This is a genomic window from Brevundimonas sp. AVps4 (assembly GCF_058681525.1).
This window is the reverse complement of record NZ_JBZWKC010000002.1, coordinates 21,630-45,566: the sequence shown is the minus strand read 5'-3', so window position 1 is coordinate 45,566 and position 23,937 is coordinate 21,630. Positions and strand designations below refer to the sequence as shown.

The window sequence follows — 23,937 nt, the reverse complement described above, 5'->3', positions numbered from 1 at the left end:
CTCTCCCGGCCGGGACAATGCGGAGCCCGCACCCAAGGGGCCGGAACGGAGTGGAGGACGGCCTAGGCCGTTGCGGGAGCCGCGCCCGGCGGGGTCTCCCGAGTGGAGCGCCGGCGTGAACGCCGCGCAAATGACTACAGTGGAGAGAAGCGTTTTGAAGAGCGAGATGTCGCCGACGGAGCGGGCGTGGACGGACAAGGCCATGGAGGTCATGATCGGGCCTGTGGCGCCGAGCATGGCTGAGCGGGCCACAAGATGGCGCCAGGCGCAGATCTTCATCCATACATGGATGACCGAGGCCACCAGCGCTGGCGTTTCCCCCAACCAGATGCTCGATCAAGAGGCCGGTATGCTGTGGCGACTGGCCCCCAATGAGCGGATCGTCGGCTTCGAAAAGGGAAGCGTCGTGACGGACGGCCCCGACGGCATGAGGGCCTTCGCCTTTCACAAGCAGGGTGGAATCAAGCAGCTCCGGCCGCGCGCCGCCCAACGTCTGATCGCGTCAGTGCGAGACCGCCAGCTGAAAGCATTGGAGGCTGTGAGATGAGACCGCATCAGCTGTTGCGTCTGATCCAGGACGATCGCCCGGAGGCGACTTGGTTGATTCCGCGCGAGGGGGAATGGGGCGTGATCGAAGTTCTGGCGGTCGAGAACGGCCGCCTGGCCGGGCATGCGGCCGTGCGATCGGAACTAGATATCGAAATCCTGGCCGCTTCGGCTCACGAGACCGGGCGGATGATGACGGAGACGTGGGTCTTCGCCCCGATGACGCTGGCGCGGGTGGCGCGGAACCTCCTGCCCGTAGGGATTGGCGTGCGTGTGGTCTCGCCCCAGGGCCGTCTCGGCATCGTCCGCCCGGCGACCGTCCGCAACCCACCTGTAACGGGGTGGATCATGGCCCTGAGCGACCTCGAGCGCGTCGAGTTGGCCGCCATCCTGCAATGCCATCCGACGACGGCTATCATCGAGGAGCACGGCTTGGCGAAACATGGCGAGGATCGTTTGAAGACGATGCTGACGGAGATCTATCGAAGCAGGGCGTCGGCGCCGGAGCCGCAAAGGCGGGAGTTTAGTCCTATCGAGATTCTGCGGGCCGTGCGCCATCAGTTTTCCCAGGAGAAGGTCATCTGGTTGTGAAGGGCCGAGCGACATGGGCGTGGACCCTGGCCTTCGCCACCCTCGTCGGCGCCCCCCTCCCCTCCCCGGCTGAAGCGACCACGCGACGTCGCGCGGTTTACGAAGGGCGAATGCGCGTAGTGGACGGTGATACGCTGCGCCTGGGCGGCGATAGTCTTAGGCTTTGGGGCGTCGATGCGCCGGAGGGCGACCAATATTGCCTTCTCGATCGTCGTCCGTCGGCCTGTGGCGAGTTGGCGCGGGACGAGTTGCGGCGGATGATCGCAAATCGGCGGGTTCGATGTGAATATCGGGATTGGCAGGAGGGCCATATGGCCTTCTATCCGCCGCGAGCGATCGTCTGGTGCACGGTTGCCGGGATCGACATTGGCGACTGGCTTGTGAGCCGTGGCCTAGCCGTGCCGTCCTTTACCCCGCTCTATGTGCGTGTGGGCGAACTGGCGTGTGAGTCGAGACGGGGACTATGGGCCGGCGCCTGGTCTGAGCCCTATTGGTGGCGGCTGAACCGAGAACGGGCCGCTCATGGCCTTGGGGCTCAGAGCGGCCGTTCTTGCCGTCAGGCGTTCAGGGACATACGCGCGCGCATGACCCGGCGTTAGAGACCAGAAATCGTCATACTGGACGCAGGTCGCCCTTGGGCAGGTAATCGTTGTGAGCCACCCAGGGCTCAGTCATTGTCCCCTCCCCTGGACCGCTGCGCCTCGAGTGCGTCCACGGCCATTTCTAGGGTCTGCCACTGGGATAGATGCCCCAGCTCTCGTTGCAGGGTCTTGAAACGCAGGATCAGTTCGGCCGGCGCTAGAAGGTTCAGCTGGGATTTCCTGCCGGTAATTTCCGCCTTCGGCACGATGTCGGATAAGCGGACCTTGGTGCCCTTCGGCTCTCTAGGTTTGGCAGACGTCGGAACGCTGGGTTTCCGCTTGCTTGTGAACCCGGCTGCATCGCCTGCCTTGCGAGCCGCCTCGGCCGCCGTGCGATCTGCGGGTTTGGGTTCCGGAGCCGCAAAGGCGGAAAGGTCCAGGGAGTCGGAATCGTCTGCAAATGGATCGTGAATGCTCTTGGTCATGCCTCGACCCTCTTTTCTTTGCGGCGTAGGCGTTGGAGAACCTCTGCGGCGTAGGCGCGCGAGTTCTCGCGTGCCCGTGGGAGACCATTTGCCTGCTCTTCTGTTAGCTCGTTCAGCAGCAGCTTATGCTTGAACATGCCCCGAAACGCTGGTCGGTCAGCAAGCGAGACCTCGAGCATCGGGATGTTGTGTTTGCCGATCGACTCGCGGATCTCACGCTCGTCGCGGGTCATTACAGCGCCGGCATTGGCGCGCGTCAGCAGCACCTGGTACTCGATCTTTTTGTTCGCCACACGCTCTGTGGAGCGGATCTGCTTAATCGTTCGCTGCACTTGATCCACGTCTAACTGGGTAGGTGCGAAAGGGATCAAGACCAGATCTGCCTGGGACACGATGATGTTCAGGAAATTGTTCGGTGACCCTTCAGGATCAGTCACGACGAACTGCGCCCAGCCCCCCGCGGCCTCGATCCAGTCCAGGAGCGACTCCTCGTCCCCGTCGGTTGTGATGACCAGGAGGCGGCTATCACCGGCGGCATCCCTGATGGCCACGGCGGCGTCCTCAGTGCTTCCTACGGTCGTCTTGGGGCCGTCGATCACGGGGAACCCCCTCCCCTCCGCCCAGCGGGCATGAGGTCGGTTCGGATCACCCTCGATGATACAAACGCGCCCTCCTGCGCCGTAGAGTTCAGAGACGAGGACGCTGCAGGCCGTTGTCTTGCCGCTCCCTCCTTTGATGTTCGCAAAAGCGATGTTCGGCATCACCCTCTCCACAGCTGACCGATACGCCGGACGCAACGGCCTGATCGGACCCGACGGACACACCGTACAGAACGGGGCGACCGGCTAAGCCGGAACGGCCGGATAAACCGGACTATCCGTATAAGCCGTCCTAACCGTATCGTCTAGGGGGCACGGAGCGCCCGTGGCTCACGGGTAGTCCGGCCCGCCCGGAGTGTACGAGCCGCACGGCTGAACCGGCGCGCCCGGCGTGACCGGACCGCACGGTAGGAATAGCGCGTCTAGCGCGTCTAGTGTGTCTAGCGGGTCTAGACCGTCTAGGCGGTCTAGATGCACTTGTCTCTGAGCACGTCGGAGTTTCCAAGGATGACACTCAGCACCGGAATGGCAACCCAGTGGCCTGACGGGAGAGACGCATCCAGCTGGCCCATAAGTCTACCTTGAGACGTGGATCAGCGAGGCGCTGGAGCAGGGCCTGAAGGTAGCCTCGCCGATTGAGAACGCCCTCGGTAAACTCAGACAAGAGGGCCGCCACAGCAAATTGGTGGGGGCCGTGAAGCTGAGTGAACGACTTGATCTGACTGGGGCTTAGCCCGAGCCGAAACGCGCTGGCTTGGCCATATGCAGCCGCGAGTGCCTTCGGAGTAGGGTAGAGGAGGGGGTGTTCGGTGAAAACGAGGTCAATCCGCTTCAGGAGTGACGGTAGGGCCTTCAATACATCCGCGGCGGAGGGGCAAGTCACCCGAACGGCACACAAAGAAGGAGTTCGCGGAGCCGCCGACGGTTGTAGCTCAATGACGGGGCCAGTGGATTCCTCATAGTCCGGGCTGCACCACACTACCTCGTCAGTCTCTTCATCAGCCGCGCCATCATCCAGCGTGGGACACGTGCCCCGCGAAGCGTACAAACCCTCATCCTTCTCTCTATTTGGAGAAAGGGAGCTTGTAGGGTTTAATTGGGCGCCGCTTTCGTCAGGCGCGGTGGACGATTGAGTCACGCGGGAAAGAGCGGCGGACTGGCCCGCAAGCCCCTGTTCTAGCCTAAGAATAAGGTCATCCGCAGCGGCGATTGCGGCCGAATAACGCTCGGCGCTCTTCGAGCGGCGCACCCGCTCAATCGTCTCCAGGACGTAGTCAAGACCGGGAGGTGGCTCTTCGGAAAAGAGCGCCAGGAGACCGCGAAGACGTAGGCGGCGGCGGCTTAGATCGCGACGAAGGGCCAAGAGGGTCTTGATCGCGTCAAAGCGATCCTGCGCCAGGGCCTGAAGTTCTTCATAGCGAACGATGAGGGGCCTCAAATCGACCCCATAGGCTTCATCCGGGTTATCGGGAGAGCCAACGCGGTAGCGGGAGCGGTCTGGAGCATCCCTAAAGGCGATCCAACCCGCAGCGGCCAACTCGGCCCGCCATCGAGCGAGTGTGCGCGTTGTAACGTCCAAGGCGGCCGCGACATAGGCGTCAGAGTAGGTTGAGATGAGCGAAAGGCCCTGGCGATCGAGCTGGGCCACGTTGACCTGGTCAAGCCGCCGGAAACAGGCCTTGGGCTGTTTCTTGACGTACCAGTGGGCCAAACGTCTTGCGCCCTTGCTGACGTTCATGGCCTCGGCCGCGACGTCCTCCAGCAGCTGGAGCAATTGCCCCTTGGACCCGGTGAGGGGCAAGCCACGCCAACGCCCGGCCAGTTCTTCAGCCCGCAGGAGCGCGGGCGTGACTGGTCGCAGGCCGCGAACCTGGTTCGCAGCTGATTGATGCACCTGCATCGTCGGTCTCCCCGTTAGGGGAGGATTTCAGGCAAAGCTTCGCCGGCGCCCTTGAGAGCGTTTTTTAGTTGACGGAGTAGGGGAGGGGGTGCATAGGTGCAGCTGAGATTCGCACGTGTTCGACCTTTTCGGTTCTAACGGTGCTGTACCTTTTCCCCCGCCGGCTCCTTCCAGGGTCGGCGGTTTTCTTTTGTCCTGTTACCCTCCAGTTTGAATCAGTTCAGCGTTATGGGGACGCGGTAAGCCGAGTCGGGTCAAGTGTCTCACCCAAAACTGTTCGACTGAGTCATCCAAAACTGTTCGACTGAGTCACCCAAAACTGTTCGAGAGAAGCGGCAAAAGGGTAAACGAGTGGTTGCCGAACGCTGATATGTATAAGGCGCACCTGAAATAGCGCATGTAATAGCGGCCCTCGCCACTGGTCAGCGAGGGCCGTTATCGTATTTTCCGATGGGAATCAGGCGCGATAGAAGCGCCACCTTTGGCGTAGGCGGATTATGCCGCGTGGGCCTGAGTGTGCTCTTCCAGAAAAACAGTGCGCGGAGCCGAGCCCGCCTCCGCGATAAGCATGGAGTAGAGCACGTCAGAAATCTTAACTTCCAGCCTGTCGGCCATGCCCTTGACACCTGCGACCAAAGACTTGTCGAGGGACATGTTGGTTCGGCCGGTATGGCGGGGAGGGCGTTGAATATGGATCGCCCGATTTTCGGCAAGCACCGCTTGGATCGAAAGTTCGGCGCCTTCGGTAATCGAAGGCCGCTTCGCCGTGCCCTGAGACACGCTGCGATCATAGAGAACAGCCCGCATCTCTGCGGGGAGTGGGACGTTGACGTTCACGAACTGCTTGGCGCGTGGATTGCCCGACATCATGGCCTCCTGGTTCGATCACTATGAAGCGATCAGGGGTCATCTTCAAGGGCAAGTGGTGAACGTAGAGTGAGGAAATGGCACTTAATTGCACCATCAGGGCGCAAAAACGCACCGCTGAGGCCGACATAGAGCGGATCGCGTAGGTGGCCGCACACGAGAAAGGCTTGGTCGCGATGAAATCGCGTGTCAACTCAAAGACAACAGGCAATATCTTCGCGTGCGGCACCAGCTATGAGGAGCCTTTTGCCTCCAGGATTGCCTTTACCTGAACCGCTGAGCGAGGTCGGCCGAGGCGGTCGTAGAATATCGACCTGTTGGCGGCGGCTGCGCGGGGGAATAGGGCGGCGGCCGAGGCATAAGGGGTTAGCCGGCTGGCCTTGATTAAGCGCACCGCGCCATCGCCGCCGAGAAAGTGAGCGATATAGGTTTCGCCGTCAGACGGGCGGCGGCCAAGGGTGCGGGTCAACAGGTGCTGGTTATCGCGGGTGAAGGCGGCGCCCATGATGGCGGACATGCGCGGATCGCGTCGTGCAGAGAGCACTTGATGGCGAACGCCAGGATCGGAGACATAGGGGCGGCCGGAGGGGTCTAGCCGAATGTGGCGCGCGAGATGACCGTAGCCGAACGAAGCGCCATGCCGATGCAGTGTGAGTAGCCAAGTCTCGTCGAGGAACTGGTACAAGCCCAGGGCCGAACTGGTGCCGGCGCGGGCGGACGGGTTGAATGCAGACTCCCGACGTGCCGCCTTGTAAAGGTAGCTTTGCGAGACGCCGGTTTTTGCGGCAGCGTCCTCGATGGCGAGAGCCACGCCATAGGACGGCCCCTCATATCGGCGCGTCGCTGGGCGTGGGGGCCGGGCGAGAAGGCGGCGGAAGGAAAAGGGGCGCAAGACGACCGGTGCTTGAGTCTCGCCGCCAAGAACCTGGAGCGCTCGGGACACTGGACGGGATAGCAGAGGATCCATACCGGGCACCGCAGTCGGTTGGGGATTAAGGGTGCTCCGCCTCAGCTCGATCGCCAGGCGTTCTGCGCGGAGGGCGCGAACCAAGGGATCGACCGCCAACTGGTCCAGGACGTCGCTCGGATCGGTGAGGGGAGCTCCGAGCGATGGCGCATTGACCGCGTCCCAGGCGGCGCGCGCAAATGGATCAAGGGGTGCAGCCCCGATCTGAGTAAGACCGAGGGCGGCGACGGCGACGGCGGACAGGATTCCCCTCCGCTGCGATAACATGCCGTGGGGCATGACAGCTCCTTGACTAGCAAGGGGAGAGGGGTGCCGAGAAAATGACGTTCTCCTCTCGATCTGTCCAGAGGAAAGAAAAATGGGGCCGCCGTGACGGCGACCCCTAAGGTGGCCCGCGCTCCGGCGGACGATGCAAACGTAATGGTCTTAGGCGCCGTTGTGAGGTGCGGCTAGGTGACGGCCACCGACGCCGCAGGTGACGAATGGGTTATGATCAGGAGGTTGGGGAGGGCGGCCGAAGCCGCCCACGCCCGTTTATTCGGCGAGTTTCGAGCCGGGTGTCACTGAACCAAGGTCCGCCAGCATTTTCGGAACCCATCGCTGCGCTTTGGCGGCGCGGGCCACGATCTGCACTAATGCGCCCTTCTTCTCGGCCCTGAAGGGTTCGACGTCCTGGCCGATGTCCTTCAGGGTGTCCAAAAGACGCGCCTTGCCAGCACCCGCAAGGAAATCCTCATTCGGAGTCCAGAGGTCGCGGACGTCCAGAGCGATGCGTTTCGCGGCCAACTGCAGCTGGCCCCACGCTTCTTCCCGACGTTGGTCGGCTCGCGGCTCCACAGCATTGACCTGTAGGGCGACACACAGGGCGAGGAGCGACTGCTTGTCCTCTGACGACAGAGCTTCGACGGCATCGTAGAACGCGGTGATCTCGGTTGGGAGGGCGTCGTTCCACCTGTCAAACAGGGCTGCGAAATTGTCGTCGCCCTTGAGGTTCGACCCCTCGCATTCAACGTTCGAAGCTCGCGCGAGGGGCAAGGCGTAGCTCGTCCCATAGCTGCGGCTCGCGCGAAGAAGGGACCAGCCCAGGTGGGCGACCAAGACGTCGTAGGCGGCGGCGGGATTTTCAGCCAAGCCGTTACGAACGGCGACGGTGCCGATCCGAGTCATCCGCTCATGCCCAGCGTGACCGAAATCGGGCTTCGGTTTCGAGGGCGCCGACGTTGAAGCCGACGACTGGCCCGATGACTTCCGAGGTTCGTAGTAGTCGATATAGATCTCCCCCGAACGGGTGAGGCTGATCACCGCCGTGCCGCTCGCCAGCTGTTCAGGGCTGAAGGAAGAGAGCCCCGCGAAAAGGCGATCAAGCTTGTCGCTGGTCTCGTTAAACACGTCGTCGTCGTCGGTGTTCTCCATTGTGGCCTGTAGCGAAGTGACCTCGGCCATTTCTTCCTCGGTCATCTCGCGAGTGCTGGGATAGGTCGGCTGAAGATGCAAAAGACTGGTCAAGCCATCGCTGCGGATGACCTCGGACCATCCCGCCGCGCGAAGGGTCTCCTCCTGTTCAAAGAGCAGCCCCTCCACAAGTCGGTCGAGGATTGGCGCGTCCAAGAACCAGGTATCGGTTCCGAACAGATCTTCGGACACCCGCCCACCTGCAGCGACATAAGCCTCGATGCCGACGGCTATTGCGCGCGGGTCATTGGATTTCACCGCCTGAGAAGTCAAAGCCTGACGCACGGCGGAAGCATTGAAAAGGCCCGCCTCAAGCACCTCCTGCTGCCGGGCGTGATCAAGAGAGACCGAAAACGCCCGCAATGCGTCCAGGTCAATCTCCTGTCGGTCGAATGCCTCCAGCACCGCAGGCGAGACAGTGGTCAAACGTAGCATCCGCTCCACATGGCGTTCACCCGAGCCCGTCATCCGGGCGATAGTGACGGCGTCGAGGCCCTGGGCCGCCAAGTCCCGATAAGCCTTGAACTCCTGGGCAGGCGTGGTGGCAAGCTGGTGTGCGTTCTCCGCAAGGCTGATCGCTACGGCTTCATCGCGAGATCGCAAGATGATCGGAAGGCCAGCCTTCAGCGACTTTGGAAGGCGCTTCTGAGCCTTCAGCAGCTTACCAGCGCGCATCCGCCGACCGCCGGCCGTGATCCAGAACTTGCCCTCGGCCTCATAGCCGACCGGGTTGCTGATCAGGCCCACCTTGGTGGCGATTGACTCAGCGAGAACCGGGACGTCATCGCTTTCAAGGTCTTGATTGGGGCGCATGTTCTCGGGCGCGACAAAACATTTGTCCCAGGGCGCAAGCACAGTCGGAACGACAGCGGCGACAGCTTCAATCTTGGTCATTTGCATCTTTTTTCCCTTTGTTTTGCTACGGGTTTCCAAGGGCCCTCTGACGGCTCCGATGAGCCACAGACCTCTCAATCCTCTTGGAAATCGCCCGCGCGACTTCCCTGAGCGCGGGCGACAAAGAAGCCCGCAAAGGGAGGTGAAACCCGTCACAGACCGGTCCGGCGGGGAGGGGGAACCACCCTGCTGCAGGCGTAGCCGAAGCTGGGGGATCCCCGCCGGGACGCCCCCGGTCCACGGACCGAGGGGTTGTCTTGACGGGTGAGGAGGGAACGTCCTCGATGAAGGACTCAAATCAGCAGGAGATGTGCGAGCGAAGTGAGCGCATTCCCGCGACCAGGAACGCCAGGCGCGGGGCCATCGACAGACACGACTAGGCGCCGGACCGTCGGAAACGGTCCGGTTTGCGTCAGTCGTAGCGGGTCATTTGATCTCTAGAACCGGAATGCCGCGGCGTTGAGCCTTGTCGACCAGGTTGTTTCGAACGCCGCCTTCGCCGGGCCCAGCGATGACGCCGATCGGCAGAGAGTCGAGGATTCTGTCGTTACGCTTGAACGGGGCCGCGTTGCCGTCGCGGGTGAAGTTTGGCGCGAAAGCGATTTGCGGGACGTTGCGGGACGTGGCCCAGCAGGAGGCGATCTTGGCGCCGCCTGTCTTATCGCCGGTGTGGGCGAGGACCATGTCAGGGTGTTTGGTGAGAACCTTGTCGAGGTTTGACCAGATGGCGTCATGGTCGTTGTAATCGACGCCGGAGACGAAGGCGATCATGGGCCCGGAGGGGGCCAAGGTCATCGTGTCCGCCCGACGGCGGGCGTTCATGAAGTCCCTGGAATCTATCATTGAGGCGGTCAGCGCGGCTCTGTTGACCTTGCTGCCGGCCGAAGGAAGCCACGCGGATCCAATCTGGCGGCCGTAGAGTTCAGCTGCGATGTCTCTCAGAGCCTCGAAACTGTTGCGTCGTTCAATCAGGCTTACTCCCATTGCGGTGAGGTGCTCCAGTTCGACAGATTTGATTTCCGAGCCGTCCTGGATCGACTGCGAATCCCGTTGGGCGAGTTCATTGCGGTCGAGGTCGTCGTCGAGCCGGCGGATCTTCCGGTGGAAGACGTTTACGACGCCCCACAGGACTTCCTCGAGGTCGGGTTCAAGTCGCGTGTCGTTGAAGGCGTGGCCAAGGGCATCGAACACGTCACACATCGCCTGGTGGCAGGCCGCTGCTTCGGGCAAGGGGCGAGGGTCTATGTCGTTCTCGCCAGGGCGGTATCCCACGAGGGCGAGCTCCTGAAGGAGGGCGCCGGTGTGAGTGGTTTGAGCGGAAAGTGCGTGGTCGATCATAGTAGCCTCCGTCTGCAGCGGTCCGTCGGACCGCCTTCACGGGGACCACAGGCCAGGCGTTGACGGGCGCGCACCCGTAGGGCCGGAACGGAGAGGAGGACCGCGGAGCGGTTGCGCAACGGGCGGCGCCAGGCCGGTCCCCCTCTCGTGAAGGGGGGGCGACGGACTCGGAGCGAAAGTGGGGCGCGGACCGCGGATCTGTGATGCGAACCGCCCCGGCTTCCAAGAAGGGCGTTTCCGGGCCGCCTATGTCGGCCGCTTGAGTACCCGTTGGACCGGGTGGCGTTTGATCAGCTCGGCGAGGAGTGCTTCAGCCGTTTCCGTCAGGGGGATGAACGCCCGTGTCTTGTAGCTGATGATCTCAGTCCGCAATCCGACCGCCTTCCAGGCCGGGAGGGTTGTATGGTTCAACCCGAGGACTTCTAGACGAGGCGCGTGCATCACCAAGCTTCGACGGAGCTGGACGTCGTCGGCGCATTGAATGGTCGCATTCGTGTCCATGACGAAGTGTCGGATCTCGGCAGGTGAGAAGGCTGGCGCCTCAAGGCCGAAAGCTTGGCAGAGGGAGGGGAGGGCGGATGCGTCGACCCGGCGGCCGATCAGCCGCTCGCCTTGGTCAGTGGTCAGGCGATAAACTCGCGGGCTGTCCTGGGGCAGCCGAGACCAGATCGGCAATAGCAGGCCCGTAACGAGGTGGAAGGTGGTTTGCCGCGTTTCAGGCAAGGCCGCGATCTCGTCGGACCATGCACGGATGAATTCGCCCTTCTCCGCTGGCCGCCAATGACTCTCCTCCAACGACTTTTGGCTGATCCTCTCCTGAGTGAGGGGGCGGAAGAGACGTCGGCGGGACTCAACCCGTCCGTCGTCGAACATGAGGGACGCCGTCGGGAGGGAGACAGCAGCGCGGCCGGACTGTTCGTTTAGCAGAATCTCGCCGCCATCGTCGGCGGCGATGGCGAGAGCGTCATCGGCGCTGAGGGGGCGGAGGCGATCGGTCTGGCGGATTTCCACGAGGTCGGTTTGTGCGCCAGAGCCTGGGTGTGCGTAAATCGAGCGGCGGCTGAGAACCTCGAAGCGTTCGGCGGAGAGGGTTTCTACGCCCACTTCGAAGGTGCCGGCAGCGATGGCGGCGTCGATTTCTGCTTCGATGCGATCCTCGAGATAGCCGAAGATTGCGTTCTGCTGGCTGATACGCATTGCCAGGACGCGGTTGAGGAAGGTCGTGATGGGCGGAAGGGTTTCTTTCAAAGACCCGTCGCTATCGAGGAGTGACAGTCCTGTGGCGGCTTCGAAGTCTGCTAGCGAGAGACCCTCGATGTCGCCGGCGTAGATCATCCGATAGAGGCGGCGAAGAGCGGTTTTGGCGTAGTCGCTTTCGAGATTGTCCTCGGCGCGGAAAAGGCCCTGCCCGCCCGTCTGGCGCTGGCCTTTGGTCAGGGCGCCCAGGCTGTCGAGGCGTCGAGCGATGGTCGATAGAAAACGCTTTTCGCCTTTTACGTCCGTTGCGACCGGCCTGAACAGCGGTGCGCTGTCCTGGTTGGTGCGATTGGTGCGGCCAAGACCCTGGACAGCCGCGTCAGCTCTCCAGCCAGGTTCCACTAAAAAGTGGGCGCGCCGCTTGCAATTCTTGGCGCCCCGGTCGGCATGGTATGATCGGCCCGTGCCGCCGGCGTCGCTGAACACCAAGACCTCCTTTCGACCGTCCATGAAGGCGTCGGTTTCGGATTGGTTGGCGCCGGCAGGCCGACGTTCGACTGATAGTCGCGAGCCCTCAAGGCTGGTCTTACGAACGATCCGGCGCGATCGGCCAGTCACCTCAGCGACGACGTCGGCGCCGAAGTGGTGCAGCAGCTGGTCAAGAGCGGACTGGACTGGGGGAAGCGCCCCGAGATGTTCCATCAGCGCGTCGCGCCGCTCAAGCGCTGCCTGGCAGATCACGACATTCCCGTTCTCGTAAACAGGACGGGAGCGGATGTTACCCTCCTCGTCGCTATAGGGTTCGTGTAGAGTGATAGGGAAGGAGTTGTTGAGATAGTCCAGGACATATTCGCGGGGCGTGATGTCAACCTGAATGTCGTTCCATTCGCTGACGGGAATGTCAGAGAGACGACGCTCGGTGAGAGCTTCAGCCGTCGTGACAATTTGAACAACGGGAGCCAGCCCGTCGGCCAAGGCCTGGGAAATCTGCCGGAGGACCGTCGGCATCTTCATACTGTTGAGTAAGAATCCGAAGAACCGTTGTTTCGCGCCCTCGAACGCAGACCTTGCGGCACCCTTGGCGTTACCGTTCAAGGTCGCGCCATCGTCACTTGTGATGTGGGTGAGCGCTAGGGCCTGCTCGAGATTGGAATGGATGATGGAGAAGGCGTCGGCGTAGCTGTCATAGATTTCGATTTGTTCCGTCGTCAGCTTGTGCTCGAGTAGTTCGTATTCGACGCCCGCGTAGGATAGGGAACGGGCGGTGTAGAGGCCCAGCGCCTTCAAATCTCGAGCGAGAATCTCCATTGCTGCGACACCGCCTGACTCCATCGCGGCGACGAAGGAAGAGCGGGTCGGAAAGGGGAAGTTGGCGCCACCCCAAAGCCCGAGGCGGGCGGCATAGCCGAGGTTGGAGACAACCGTGGCGCCGGTGGCCGAGACATAGAGGATACGAGCTTGGGGTAGGGCGTTTTGGAGCCGGAGCCCGGCTTTGCCCTGCTCAGATGGGCCCCGGTCCCCTCGCGCGCCCTTCTCGCCGGCAGCGTTGGCCATGGCATGGGCTTCATCGAAGATGATGAGTCCGTCGAAGTCTCGGCCGAGCCAAGCGATGAGCTGTTCGAGACGGGACGCTTTCTGTCCTCGGGGTCCGGACCGTAGAGTGGCGTATGTGGTGAAGAGGAGCCCTTCAGCGAGCGGAATAGACGCGCCCAGCGGATAACGCGATTGAGGCACGACCTGCTGGGCAAGGCCGCCGAGAGCGGTCCAGTCGCGGCGGGCGTCCTCGATCAAGGGATCGTTTTTGGAGACCCATACGATTTTGCGGCGGCCCTGCAGCCAGTTGTCGAGGGCTATGCCAGCGGATTGACGTCCCTTTCCGGCGCCCGTCCCATCGCCCAGGAAGAAGCCGCGGCGATAGGGTGAGCCGCCTTCCCCGGCGACGGTCAGGGCGTCATAGGTTTCATCGGTAGTCCAGCGTCCAGGAAGGTCCGCAGAGTGTGCCTCCCCGGCATAGATGATGGTCTCGAGCTGTGCATCGGACAGCACGCCGTCTTCCACGAGATGCTTCGGCAGTAGGGGCCGATAGGTCGGCGTCGGTAGTCGCACAGCCGCCATGGCGATGGATTCCACCAGTGTGGTGGGATGGGGCTGGGCCTTGGCGATGTCGATGGTTTCGACGGCGTAGCTCTCATAGAGGCCCTCAACACCTTGAGAAGAGGCTGAGCGGGCTTCGCGCGCGATGTAATCGACCGGTGTTGGATCCGGGAATGAGACAGTTGGCGTCGAATGTTGGGAGGGGCGGAGCGGTCGCAGGACCGGTCTGCTGATGACGGGGGGTTGTTGCCGGCGCTGCTGCGCGGCAATGACGCGGAGGCGAGGCGGCAGGAGCGAGAGAGAGCCGAGAAGATCGGCGGTATCCGCAGCCATTGGCAGCGACGGTGCGGGCGCTGTCGCGTCTGTTGTTTTGTCGATGACGGTTAAGCGCGTATCGGTCGTCGTCCCGTGGCGGGCGTAGGCGCTGCCGTCGAGGGGGCGAGAAAACGCGACTTGGCCCCCCAACTGGCGAAGACGCTGAAACCGGTCGGGGTGGAGCTCGGGCGAAAGGCCGGCGCCGGTTATGGCGACCAGGCGACCGCCTTCCTTTAGGCGTGTGAGCGCTGACGAGATGTGGCGGAAGTCGGCGCCGACGGCGCGACCCGACACATTCGGAGACACGCTGAAGGGTGGGTTCATGAGAACCAGAGAGGGCTGTATGTCGGCCGAAAGGCGATCGTGCAGCTGTTCCGCATTGAACCGAGTGATCGGGTGCGAGCGGAAAAGATGACCTAAGAGGGACGCGCGAGCTTCGTCCAGTTCGTTCAGATGGAGGCGTGCGCCGGCCAACTCGGCGAAGATGGCCATTAGTCCCGTGCCGGCGCTTGGTTCGACAACCACGTCATCTGGTCGGACGTCCAGGGCAAAGGAGGCGACGAACGCGAGATCAAGAGGTGTTGAGAATTGTTGGAGGGCGACCTGGTCCTCAGAACGCTTGGTCTGGGAGGGGGTAAGAGCCGATACCACGCGAAGCGCTGCGAGTGTCTCTTGAGGCGGGACATGGGCGCCTATGAGCGACGAGCCATGGCGGCGGAGGTAAAGGACCTGGGCGATCTCGGCCGCTTCATAGGCATCACGCCAATTCCACGCCCCCTCCGCATCAGAACCGTGAAAGACGCCTTGGAGGGTCAGTCGAAGCAGTCGAGCGTCTAAGGCGCGGCCTTTCGAGAGGTGGGTGGCCAGGACCCAGGCGGCGGCGATCAGCCCCTCGTCACGTCGAACCTCCCCGAAGAGGCTGTTGGCAGGAGTCGATTCAAGGATGAGGGACATGGATATCTCCGAGGGTGGGACCACGGCCGCCTCTCTCTCGAGCTGGCGACCCTGAACCTCCTCAGCGACCCTCTCCCTCTAGGCCGTTGGCCCTCCGCAGACCCTGCCGGGTGTCGATGTTGGTGGCAGGCGCGACATCCTTGGATATCAGACAAAAAAAGGGGGCCGCGACTTTGCGCGGCCCCAACCTCTTGTTCGCGAAAATCAGGCGATGCGCAGACCGAGTGGTTTCGGCTGGCTGTTGGCGTTTGTCAGCGCCTCAACCAGTCCCGACACGGCTTCCTTGTCCATCTCAGCCACGACCCTCGCGTTGGTCACAAGCTGGCTGAAGGCATAGAAATCAGGGGTGTTTTGGATAGCGAACACAAGGGTTGATAGATTGTCCCCGCAATACTCGGATAGCCGGATGATGGTCACCCAATCGTGCGAGGGAATGGAGGAAGCTTCGGCGGGGTTATAGTTGTAGTTGGCGTAGCGCCGCAGCGTTTTGCGGTGAACACCCATAACTTCCGCCGCTTTGTTTTTGCCGATCTGGTTTGAACGCCAATGGACATAATAAGCCAGGCGCCGGACGAAGCTTTCCTCACTGCTTTGGCGCTGTGACCAAGGCATAGCAGTTCCCCTGCGTTACTAAAATGCACGCGCGAACCCTTCACTTCCCGCAGGGGAGATTGTTGAGGGGCGCTGGTTCCCCTCGACGTCCTCAGCCGGCGACAAGCGCCCAGGTGGCGCGCGATCGCCTCATAGGCGACGATTAAGAGTCGAACATTTGGCGACGCTTGGCTAGTCCCGAATGGCGAAAAAAAGCGCCATATGACACCCTGCGCGCGTGATTTGCCGTGAAATGGCGCAATTTGGCGCGGCATGTCCCAAAATTACACAAGTCGAAGGTGTGGCCCGGCCAGGATATGTTCGCAGTACAGGACCACGGCCGCCGTCAGGACGTGCGGCGGATCCCAGTCAACGACGGGGATTCCCCGAGGCATGGACAAGCTCAAATGGTGAAACAGGGCCTCTGCCATTCGGGAGTCATCCGCTGTGATGTCGAAGTCTAAAGATTGACCTCTTCTATCGGGAGGAAAGCGCCTTATTGCAGGGAGAGCCTCAACAGCCGTTCGTTGTTTTAGAAAAGACAGTGCGGCTGAGGCCAAGGCGTTTCGCGAAGGCATGGCTGGTCCTCGGGCGTTGAGGATCTGCATGGCGCCGTCAATCAACGCGACAAGGTGAGGATCGGCTGGAAGGCTGACCCGAACGACGTCCATAGAAACCTTCCCCCATCCTGGTCCCTCCACTGGCGATACTCGACGCCTTGGTAGAGCGCGTTCGTCCAGAACGGGAATCTTTCCCCCGCGAGAGGGGAATAAGACCGAATTCGCGCCGTTCGCCAAGGGGGGGGCGGCGCGAAAATGCGCCACCGTGGCGCGCAAAAGTACCGCGTGGGGAAATAAAAGCGCCAACAAGGGGCAATAAAGCGCCGCTTTTGACACGCCGTTATTGCGTCGATACAGCCCTAATCACTGGTCCCGAGGCGTTAGCTGAGAGAACAGGGCAGGACGGTATGAGTTCCCGTCTTTGCGTTCTTAACGAACATTAAAAAAGGGGGCTGCCTAATGGTTGCTCAAGTCCTAAAACGTCGGACGTCGATGAGCTGGAAAAATGAGTTGCCCACGGCAGCTCATTTCCTCTTTCTCATGACGGCCCTCGTGGTGCTGGTTTCGAGCGTTGCTCTGGCCGGCACTGATCAGACGTTCGCTCAAGCGGATAGCTTCGTCACCAACTTCCTGTCTGGCACAGGCGGTAAGACGATCGCTGGCGTGTCGCTGATTTCAGCGGTCGTCAACGCAGTTACTCGCTTCAACTGGACGTTCTTCGGCTCTGCTGTTGCGGTCGGTCTGGCTTGCGGGATCGGTCCGAATATCATGCAAACCTTCTACACCGGGGTTTTCTAAGCCGACGTAGCGATGAGGAACTCAGGCGCGTATCGGTTCGTGAGGGGAGAGGGGTCTCCCTTAAGAGCGGGGGGGACCCATCCCTCCACGATAGCGTTATTGCTGTTCCTCATCGCTGCGCTCCTTGCACCATCAAAGGCGAGCAGCACGTGGATTACAAAGACAGCTACATCCCGCAACATTTGGACGTGCCGACGCGGTACGTGTTCTTCACGTCGGATGAACTGGTGTTCGCCGTAGTGCCGGTGGCAATCAGCATCTTCTTCAACGCCATCATCCTCGGCCTCATAGGGGCAGGTGTTGCTGTTTGGGCCATTCGAAAGGTCAAGCAAGGGACCTCTCTCTCAAGGATTTATGACCGGGCGTACTGGCTCCTTCCGGCGCGACTGTTCCAGTTCAAGGATACGCCCGGTTCCGACCTGCGGGATCTTGCAGGATGAAGGTCGAGACAGTCCACGCCAACGCCCGGGCCACCGGACGACGCAACGCGATTTTTGTCGGTTTGCTGGGGGTCAGCCTGGTCGCGAACGCCGGGATGGCGATCGGCCTCGCGACGGCGCGGCAAACGATTCTGGTGCCGACGCTGACTAGCGATTTGACGATCGCGGGAGGCGCCGTCAGCCGCGATTATCTTGAGCGGCTCGCGCGTGACGCGGCCTTTGCCTTCCTGAACCGCAGTCCGGAGACGGAACGCTACTTTGAACGGCAAATCGAACGGATTGCGGCGCCGGCGACATATCAAGAGATCAGGCAGGCGCTAATCGCCGATCGCTTGGAGCGGCAGGAGAGCCGCACGTCTCAGGTGTTCTTTCCGCAGAGCTTTTACGTCGCGCCGCACGAACTTTACGTCGAGGTGCGAGGCCGGGTCGATACGCTCAACTCCCGTGAAGTCGTGAAGAGCGAATTCAAGACCTACGGCGTCACCTTTGAGCGCCACGGATCCCTGGTTCTGCTGGCGAGCTTCGTGCCGCTCGAGAAGGACAACGAGAAGGGCGCGAATGTCCGCCCCCTGGATGAAGCGGAGTCATAGAATGAAGCGGTTTACGGGGGCGGCGCTGGCCGTGTTGTCCGTGTTGGGTTGCGGTGCTGCGGCGCAGGCCCAGGAAGATCCCTTTGCGCCTGTCGGCGCTGTGCAACCTGCGGCCGCTCCTACTGGCGGTCCGGCGAGAATCCAGAACGGTAGCTTTGAAGCGACGGTGTCGGCCGAGCAACTTTCCCGTTTGTCCATCGTCGGGGATCGCATCGTCTCAGTTCGCACGATGCAGGATCCGGAAGGTCCGCAAATGCTGGTCGAGGCTGAGGAAGCGACGGGCGATGTCTATGTCGGTTTCGACGGCCCGGCGCTGGGGCGGACCTTCAGCCTGTTCCTGGTGACGGCAAGCGGTCGCACCGTGCAAGGCAACCTCAACGTCGCAGCGGTGCCCGGACAAACGGTCTTGATCGCGGGTGGGGAGCCGGCAACGGCTGGACCGACGGTTGATCGGACCGAAAGACGCAGCGACTATTTGGAGACCGTCACTGCGATCGTGCGCGTGATGTTCCGAGGCGATCAGCCCGAGGGCATCCGCTGCTTCAGCCGTCAGGGTCAGTCCAGGGAGATGGGGCCCTATTCGGTTCGCCTAGTGCGCACTTGTGAAGCGGCGGGCTTCCGGGGGCAAGAACTCAACCTCCTCAATAGCTCAGCAGAGGCCGCGCCGGTTTTGGTCGATCCTTTCCTGGTCGCCGGCGTGGTCGCTGCGGCGGCCGACCGAGACGAATTGCTGCCAGGCGCATCGGCGCGCGTGTTTCTCGTCGAGGAGAGCCGCTGATGTCAGTGCAGGTGGACTCCGAACTTCCCGAGGCCCTGGACCCTGCAGACGGAGCGGCCAGCGACCCGAATGCGAAGGCGCGTAGCCGCAAGCGGATCGTGGGCGCCGTTCTGATTGGCATAGTGGTGATCCTGGTCGGCCTGGTCCTCTGGCAAACCTATGCGCGTCCGGAGCCGGGCGAGGACAGGGGCGAAGCGGACGCCAAGATACTGACGACGGCCCGAGTTGCAGCAGGCGGTGGACCCAAGCGAGGCGAAGCCGCAGCTGAGGAGTACTACGCGAAGGTTCAACAATTGGAGCAGGACATTTCGGCCCTGAACGCCCAGGGCACGTCCCTGTCCGCCGAAAACCAAGCTCTTAAGACCCAGCTGGAGCAAGAGCGTGAAAATGCGCTTCAGACCATCTCAGTGATGGAGCGCGCGGCTGTCTCAAACCAGAGCCCGGTTGTGGCGGCTGCCCCAGCGGCGGCCTCCAGCGGACCAGGGGGGGCAGTTGCGCCCATGGACCCCGCAGTGAGCGCGGGCGCGCGGCCGATCGTTGCGGGCGAAGAGCCACGTCCTCGACGCAGTCTCAGCACCGTCCGAATGGGCGGGTCGGCGTCAGGCGCTTCGCCGGCCGGGCCGCGGGTCAGCGGCGCGGAAGGGCAGGACAACGCGGGCGGTCGTCAGGGGGCTGGGCAGGGCGCAAGCTACATGAGCGCGGCGGCCCAGGTTTACGATTCCGCGAACTACGTTCCACCCAACGCCTATGTGACGGCCCGCGTCCTCGTTGGCGTCGACGCCGCGACCGGAGTGACCACCAATTCAGACCCAAAACCGGTTCTCTTCCGGCTCACGGGCCCAGCGGTGCATGTGGGGGCCAATGGTCGGTACCAGACCACTGATCTGAGCGGTTGTCTCGTCAATGGCGCGGCCTACGGCGAGCTGTCGTCGGAGAAGGTCTATATCCGCCTTCAGCGGATCACCTGCCCGGCGGGAGAAGGGCGCTTCTCGGTGGCGACGGTGGAGGGCTATGCCTCTCACAAGGGCAAGGCCGGGGTTCGGGGCAACGTCATTTCCCGCGAGGGCGGTCTCATGAGCCGGGCCCTGGTCGCGGGCACGCTGCAGGGCCTGGGCAACAGCCTGTCCCAGTACACCGACTCTCTCAACCGCAACATTGGCGTCAGCGAAGGTGGGATGTTGGCGGCCCCGCCCCTGGAAGGGGGGCAGGTCGCCGCCGGTGCTGCTGGTGCTGGCGTGGCGAACGCCGCATCGACGCTCGCTGACTACTTCGTCAAGCGGGCCGAGCAATACCAGCCTGTCATCGAAATGCCGACTGGCATCGAGGTCGAGCTCGTCCTGCTCACAGGTTTCCAGATCAACAGACAGGCGTCCAACCGGCGCCGGTAATCGCCCCATCACAATCAGGAGCCCCGTCGGCGGGGATGCATCATGAAACTGCGCGGTATCAAGCTCAACAAGAAGTCGCTGGCGGTCGCCGGAGGCGCTGGCCTGCTGTTGGTCCTCGGCACCACGGTGGCTGCCTTCGCCTTCAGCGGTCTAGGCGTGAAGGGAAAGCTCGAGAAGGCATTTCCTCAGGCGGACATCATGGCCGTCGATTGCAGCGCCGGTCCGGCAGGCTTGTGCGAAGTGATCGCCGGGGGCGGCAAGAATGTCTTCTACGCCTCGAGAGATGGCCGTTTCGCCTTGGTGGGATCTGTGTTGGATCTCGAGACCAAGAAGGACGTGACCGATCAGAGGCTCCGCGACCTCGCCGCCATGAACGCCGGCGTCGCCCGGATCACCGGACAGGCGGCGGCCTCTCCTCAACAGACGGGTGCGGCGGCCCCTTCGGCCCCGGCTTCTTCAGGGCAGAAAGTGAGCCTGTCAGGGCTGCCATCACCTGCGTCAAGCGCCATCGTTCATAACCCGGGCGCCGCGATCAAAATGGTCGTCTTCACCGATCTGAACTGCGGCTACTGCCAACGCTTGGCTGATGACCTGGCCCGCGTGACCGACATCGAGGTCACTGAATATCCGGTCGCAATCCTGTCGGGCGACAGCCTGGAGAAGGCGAAGCTCGCCCTCTGTTCGAATGACAGGGCCGCCGCCGTAACCGCGATCCACAAGGGCGGAGAGGTCAAGGTCTCGGGCGACTGCAAGGCGGCTGAAGAGGCGGTGCGGAAGAACACGGACTTCTTCCATCAGGCCGGATTCGGCGGGACGCCGGTGATCGTCCGAGCCGATGGAAACTCAAATGAAGGTTGGATGCCGCAGGACCAGCTGCGGTCCTTCCTGGGAGGCCGCTCGTGAGAGCGGTCGTCCTTCTGAGCGCTTCGCTCGCCCTTGGCGTAGCCGCCTGCGGGGGCACAAACACAAAAGGCTCGTGGGCCTGTTCGGGCGAGCCGGGTGTGAGCTGTGCGCCGATCTCGGTTATCGACCGCGCTGTCAGCCCCGGTGGCGCTGTCTCGTCCGCCAGTCCCGGCATTGAGAGCGCCGGACCTGTTCGATGGTGGGCGCCGGAGCCTTTCGTGTTCTCGTCCGGCCAGGCCGTTCGTCGCGAGGGCGATCAGGTCTTGCGTGTCGTCATTGCTCCCTGGGTCGATGCCCAGGGGGATCTGCATCAACGCTCTGAAGTCCTGGCCGTCATGCGGCGAGGAGGTTGGTACATGCCGGCGCCGACGACTGCAGAGGCCTCTGCGCGGCTGGCCAGCGTCGGCCGCAGTCCTGCGGGGAACTAACGATGGACGGGTCGTCGCTCAAATTGACGGGTCTGCGGATGCTCGACGGGCTGTCGCGCCTGCTGGCGCCCGAGGCCCCCCCGCCGGACTCGCCGCGCGAGCGGATTGATGCACCTCGACTGAGCGATCTGCTCCCCTATCGCAGTTGGGATGAACAGAACGGCCTCTACGTGTCGAATGGGACGCTGGGGTGGATCCTCGAGGCCATCCCGATGATCGGGGCGTCCGAAACGACCAATAAGATGCTGGGCGATCTGTTCACGCAGAGCGTCCCCCACGGCGCCATTGCGCAGATTATTTCCTACGGGTCGCCCAAGATCGCGAGCGTCGTCGATACCTGGGCCGCTGAACGTGCGGCCCGCGGAGGGATATTCAAGAAGTTGGCGGAGCGTCGCAGAGAGCACTTCAGGCGGGCGGCCTGGGAATCTGCGTCCACCAAAGATCCATTCTACTTCCGAGACTACCGGATCTTCATCGCTATGGAGATGCCGGCGAACGCGCCCCTGGCGGTCGATCAGTTGGTTGAGGCTCGTGGCAAGTTTCAGTCGGACCTGAAGGCGATGCAGGAGGTTGAAAGCACCGTCGTCAAACCTCGCGAACTCATCCGCTTTCTCGGTGAGGTGTTGAACCCGAGCCCGAACATCCGCTCACGCGATGACGACTATGAGCCGGAACAATGGCTCAATCAGCAGATCGTGGATTCCGAGACTCGTTTCACCATCTTCCGCGACCGCATCGAGATCCGTAGCCGATCGGAGAGCGATGACTTTCTGATGCCGACCGAATCCGAGGAGTCGGTGGCGTTGAACCGGGAGCTCAAGGCGCGCGAGGAGCGGTTTCTTCTGCGGGGCTTCAACGTGGCCCGGTTCCCCGAACACTTCACCCAGGGACACATGTCCAGGCTGCTCGGGGACATGTTCAACGACTCGCTGCGCGTCATCGGTCCGACCATCATGTCGTTGTGCTTCCAGCCCCACTCGGTCGAGCGCACGAAAGCCGAGAGTGAGATGCGCCGGATGCGAACGGAGCAGGCGGCGAGCAATCGGATGAACCGGATGTTCCCGGACACCCGCAAGTCGGCCGAAGACTGGGCCATGGTGATGGAGCAGGTGTCCGAAGGGGCCTTGCTGGCCGACGTCGGCATGTCGGTTCTTTCAGTCGCACCAGCAGCCGTAGCCGACCGGGCGGAACGCCATCTGCGTGCGGTCTTCCGCAACACCAAATTTGAGCTTGAGCGGGCGGATGATGTTCATCTTCCGACTTTGCTCGCCAGCCTTCCGCTCACGCTCGGCCGGGGAATGATGGCGGACCTCAAGAAGCGGGGAAAAACTCGCCGGATGCCCACCACGGCGATCGCCAAGATCGCGCCGCTGCAGGGCGAGTTCATGGGCATGGACACGCCGCATATGCTCCTGGTTGGCCGCCGTGGGCAGGTTATGACGTGGTCAAATTTCGCCAACGCGGCGGGCAACCACAACACCTGCATCGTCGGCCAATCCGGATCCGGCAAGTCGGTGCTGATGCAGGATCTGATGGCCAGTTTCCGTGGCGCGGATGCGGAGGTGTTCGTCATTGATGACGGCAAGTCCTTCATGAACAGCGGAAGGCTCCTCGGCGGTAGCTTTGTTGAGTTTGATCTGGACCGGAAGCCGTGCCTCAACCCGTTCAATTTGATCGAAATCACGGATAGCCCCGGCGACAAGCCGGGGGAGTACTTGGCCGAAGGCCTGTCCATGATCCGGCTCATGGTCGAGCAAGCCGCGCGGGGCGATGAGGGCTGCAGCGCCGAGGAGCGCGGCGTAGTCGAGATGGCCGTGAAGGCCATATGGGATCGCCACGGCCAGCTCGGCGACTTCGCCCTGGTCATCAAGGAGCTGCGGGATGAACACGGCGACCTCGGCATAAGCCTGGCGCGTTCCCTTGCCGCCTATGACGCAGGCGGCACCTACGGCGGAATCTTCAATGGTCAGACAAATCTCGACATTGAGAACCCCCTGACCGTTTTCGAGATGGGGGCGCTGGAGTCCAAGCCCGATCTGCGATCGGTCATCGTGCTGGCGCTGTTCTTCCTGGTCCGTAAGCGGATGCGGGTCGGAGGCCGTGCGCGCAAGAAGGTGTTGATCATCGACGAGGCCTGGCAGCTGCTGGCCAACGGCGCCGCAGGCGCCTTCATCGAAGGGTTTGCGCGGCGGTGTCGAAAAGAAGGGGGGGCGCTCATAACGGGCACCCAATCCCTGGAAGACTACTATCGGACCACGGGCGCGAAGGCCTGCTACGTCAACTCCGACCACATGATCATGTTGCGGGTGAAGGAGGAATCCCTCGATCAGCTGCGCAAGGATGATCGTCTGAAGGTCGATGAGCCGACGATGGCGATGCTTCGCTCATTGAAGGTCCGTGACCGCGAATATTCCGAGATGTTCTGCATTGGTCCGGACGCCCGTTTCCTGGGGCGCCTGGTGCTCGATCCCTATTCGGTGACGCTCTATTCGACGACGGCGGCCGTCTTTGAGCGCATCCAGGCGATGGTCGACAACGGGACGTCTCTCGAGGAGGCCATCGAGTTTGTGGCCGAGCGACGGCTCGCCGCATGAGGGCGCCCTGGATCATAACGGCCGCGATGGATGTCGTTGGCCTGACCTTCATGGCGGCCATGACGGGCCTTGGCCTTTGCATCGTCG

The 23,937-nt window shown here is 62.4% G+C and carries 19 protein-coding genes; 10 read left to right on the top strand and 9 right to left on the bottom strand.

Features of this window, described 5'->3' with window-relative positions; all coding sequences use genetic code 11:
• Positions 1-115 precede the first annotated feature (115 nt).
• Positions 116-547, top strand: a complete 432-nt coding sequence (locus ACW178_RS15735; RefSeq protein ID WP_492025143.1) for a hypothetical protein — start codon at positions 116-118, stop codon at positions 545-547.
• Between the two features lie 14 nt (positions 548-561).
• Positions 562-1,137 (top strand): hypothetical protein, encoded by a 576-nt coding sequence (locus tag ACW178_RS15730; protein ID WP_492025142.1) that lies wholly within the window; start codon positions 562-564, stop codon positions 1,135-1,137.
• A 667-nt stretch (positions 1,138-1,804) separates the two neighbouring features.
• Here ACW178_RS15730 and ACW178_RS15725 read toward each other — a convergent pair.
• The 9 genes from ACW178_RS15725 to ACW178_RS15685 all read right to left on the bottom strand — a co-directional run bounded on the left by ACW178_RS15725 (position 1,805) and on the right by ACW178_RS15685 (position 15,392).
• Positions 1,805-2,203, bottom strand: a complete 399-nt coding sequence (locus ACW178_RS15725; RefSeq protein ID WP_492025141.1) for a hypothetical protein — start codon at positions 2,201-2,203, stop codon at positions 1,805-1,807.
• Positions 2,200-2,964 carry a nucleotide-binding protein gene (locus tag ACW178_RS15720; protein ID WP_492025140.1) on the bottom strand — a complete coding sequence of 255 codons (765 nt, stop codon included), beginning with the start codon at positions 2,962-2,964 and terminating at the stop codon, positions 2,200-2,202. Before ACW178_RS15720 ends, ACW178_RS15725 begins: the two co-directional genes overlap by 4 nt.
• A 352-nt stretch (positions 2,965-3,316) precedes the next feature.
• Entirely contained in the window at positions 3,317-4,702 is a 1,386-nt protein-coding gene (locus ACW178_RS15715) for a helix-turn-helix domain-containing protein (RefSeq protein ID WP_492025139.1), read from the bottom strand.
• Between the two features lie 495 nt (positions 4,703-5,197).
• On the bottom strand, positions 5,198-5,572 hold the full coding sequence (locus ACW178_RS15710; protein WP_492025138.1) for a hypothetical protein: 375 nt from the start codon (positions 5,570-5,572) through the stop codon (positions 5,198-5,200).
• Between the two features lie 229 nt (positions 5,573-5,801).
• The gene (locus tag ACW178_RS15705) at positions 5,802-6,815 is read right to left on the bottom strand and encodes a transglycosylase SLT domain-containing protein (RefSeq protein ID WP_492025137.1); all 1,014 of its coding nucleotides are present in this window, start codon (positions 6,813-6,815) and stop codon (positions 5,802-5,804) included.
• A gap of 255 nt (positions 6,816-7,070) precedes the next feature.
• On the bottom strand, positions 7,071-8,882 hold the full coding sequence (locus tag ACW178_RS15700; RefSeq protein ID WP_492025136.1) for a ParB/RepB/Spo0J family partition protein: 1,812 nt from the start codon (positions 8,880-8,882) through the stop codon (positions 7,071-7,073).
• 426 nt (positions 8,883-9,308) lie between these two features.
• Positions 9,309-10,220 carry a DUF2493 domain-containing protein gene (locus ACW178_RS15695; protein ID WP_492025135.1) on the bottom strand — a complete coding sequence of 304 codons (912 nt, stop codon included), beginning with the start codon at positions 10,218-10,220 and terminating at the stop codon, positions 9,309-9,311.
• Positions 10,221-10,466: 246 nt separating this feature from the next.
• Positions 10,467-14,780, bottom strand: coding sequence for a strawberry notch-like NTP hydrolase domain-containing protein (locus ACW178_RS15690; RefSeq protein WP_492025134.1), 4,314 nt, complete (start codon positions 14,778-14,780; stop codon positions 10,467-10,469).
• 204 nt (positions 14,781-14,984) lie between these two features.
• Positions 14,985-15,392, bottom strand: coding sequence for a hypothetical protein (locus ACW178_RS15685; RefSeq protein ID WP_492025133.1), 408 nt, complete (start codon positions 15,390-15,392; stop codon positions 14,985-14,987).
• 998 nt (positions 15,393-16,390) lie between these two features.
• Between ACW178_RS15685 and ACW178_RS15680 the strand changes: the two genes are divergently transcribed.
• From ACW178_RS15680 to traC, 8 genes are all read left to right on the top strand, one after another.
• The gene (locus ACW178_RS15680) at positions 16,391-16,729 is read left to right on the top strand and encodes a hypothetical protein (protein ID WP_492025132.1); all 339 of its coding nucleotides are present in this window, start codon (positions 16,391-16,393) and stop codon (positions 16,727-16,729) included.
• A 149-nt stretch (positions 16,730-16,878) separates the two neighbouring features.
• Positions 16,879-17,169 (top strand): type IV conjugative transfer system protein TraL, encoded by a 291-nt coding sequence (traL, locus tag ACW178_RS15675; RefSeq protein WP_492025131.1) that lies wholly within the window; start codon positions 16,879-16,881, stop codon positions 17,167-17,169.
• Positions 17,166-17,759 carry a TraE/TraK family type IV conjugative transfer system protein gene (locus tag ACW178_RS15670; protein ID WP_492025130.1) on the top strand — a complete coding sequence of 198 codons (594 nt, stop codon included), beginning with the start codon at positions 17,166-17,168 and terminating at the stop codon, positions 17,757-17,759. Before traL ends, ACW178_RS15670 begins: the two co-directional genes overlap by 4 nt.
• A gap of 1 nt (position 17,760) precedes the next feature.
• Positions 17,761-18,537: a TraK domain-containing protein gene (locus ACW178_RS15665; RefSeq protein WP_492025129.1), complete on the top strand. Its 777-nt coding sequence runs from the start codon at positions 17,761-17,763 to the stop codon at positions 18,535-18,537.
• Positions 18,537-19,925, top strand: coding sequence for a TraB/TrbI/VirB10 family type IV secretion system protein (locus tag ACW178_RS15660; RefSeq protein ID WP_492025128.1), 1,389 nt, complete (start codon positions 18,537-18,539; stop codon positions 19,923-19,925). Before ACW178_RS15665 ends, ACW178_RS15660 begins: the two co-directional genes overlap by 1 nt.
• A gap of 42 nt (positions 19,926-19,967) precedes the next feature.
• Positions 19,968-20,828: a DsbC family protein gene (locus tag ACW178_RS15655; RefSeq protein ID WP_492025127.1), complete on the top strand. Its 861-nt coding sequence runs from the start codon at positions 19,968-19,970 to the stop codon at positions 20,826-20,828.
• A complete protein-coding gene (locus ACW178_RS15650) occupies positions 20,825-21,256 on the top strand; it encodes a TraV family lipoprotein (RefSeq protein WP_492025126.1) in 432 nt (143 codons plus the stop codon). The genes ACW178_RS15655 and ACW178_RS15650 overlap by 4 nt, the downstream gene beginning before the upstream one ends.
• Before the next feature lie 38 nt (positions 21,257-21,294).
• A complete protein-coding gene (gene traC, locus ACW178_RS15645; protein WP_492025125.1) occupies positions 21,295-23,850 on the top strand; it encodes a type IV secretion system protein TraC in 2,556 nt (851 codons plus the stop codon).
• Positions 23,851-23,937: the final 87 nt, after the last annotated feature.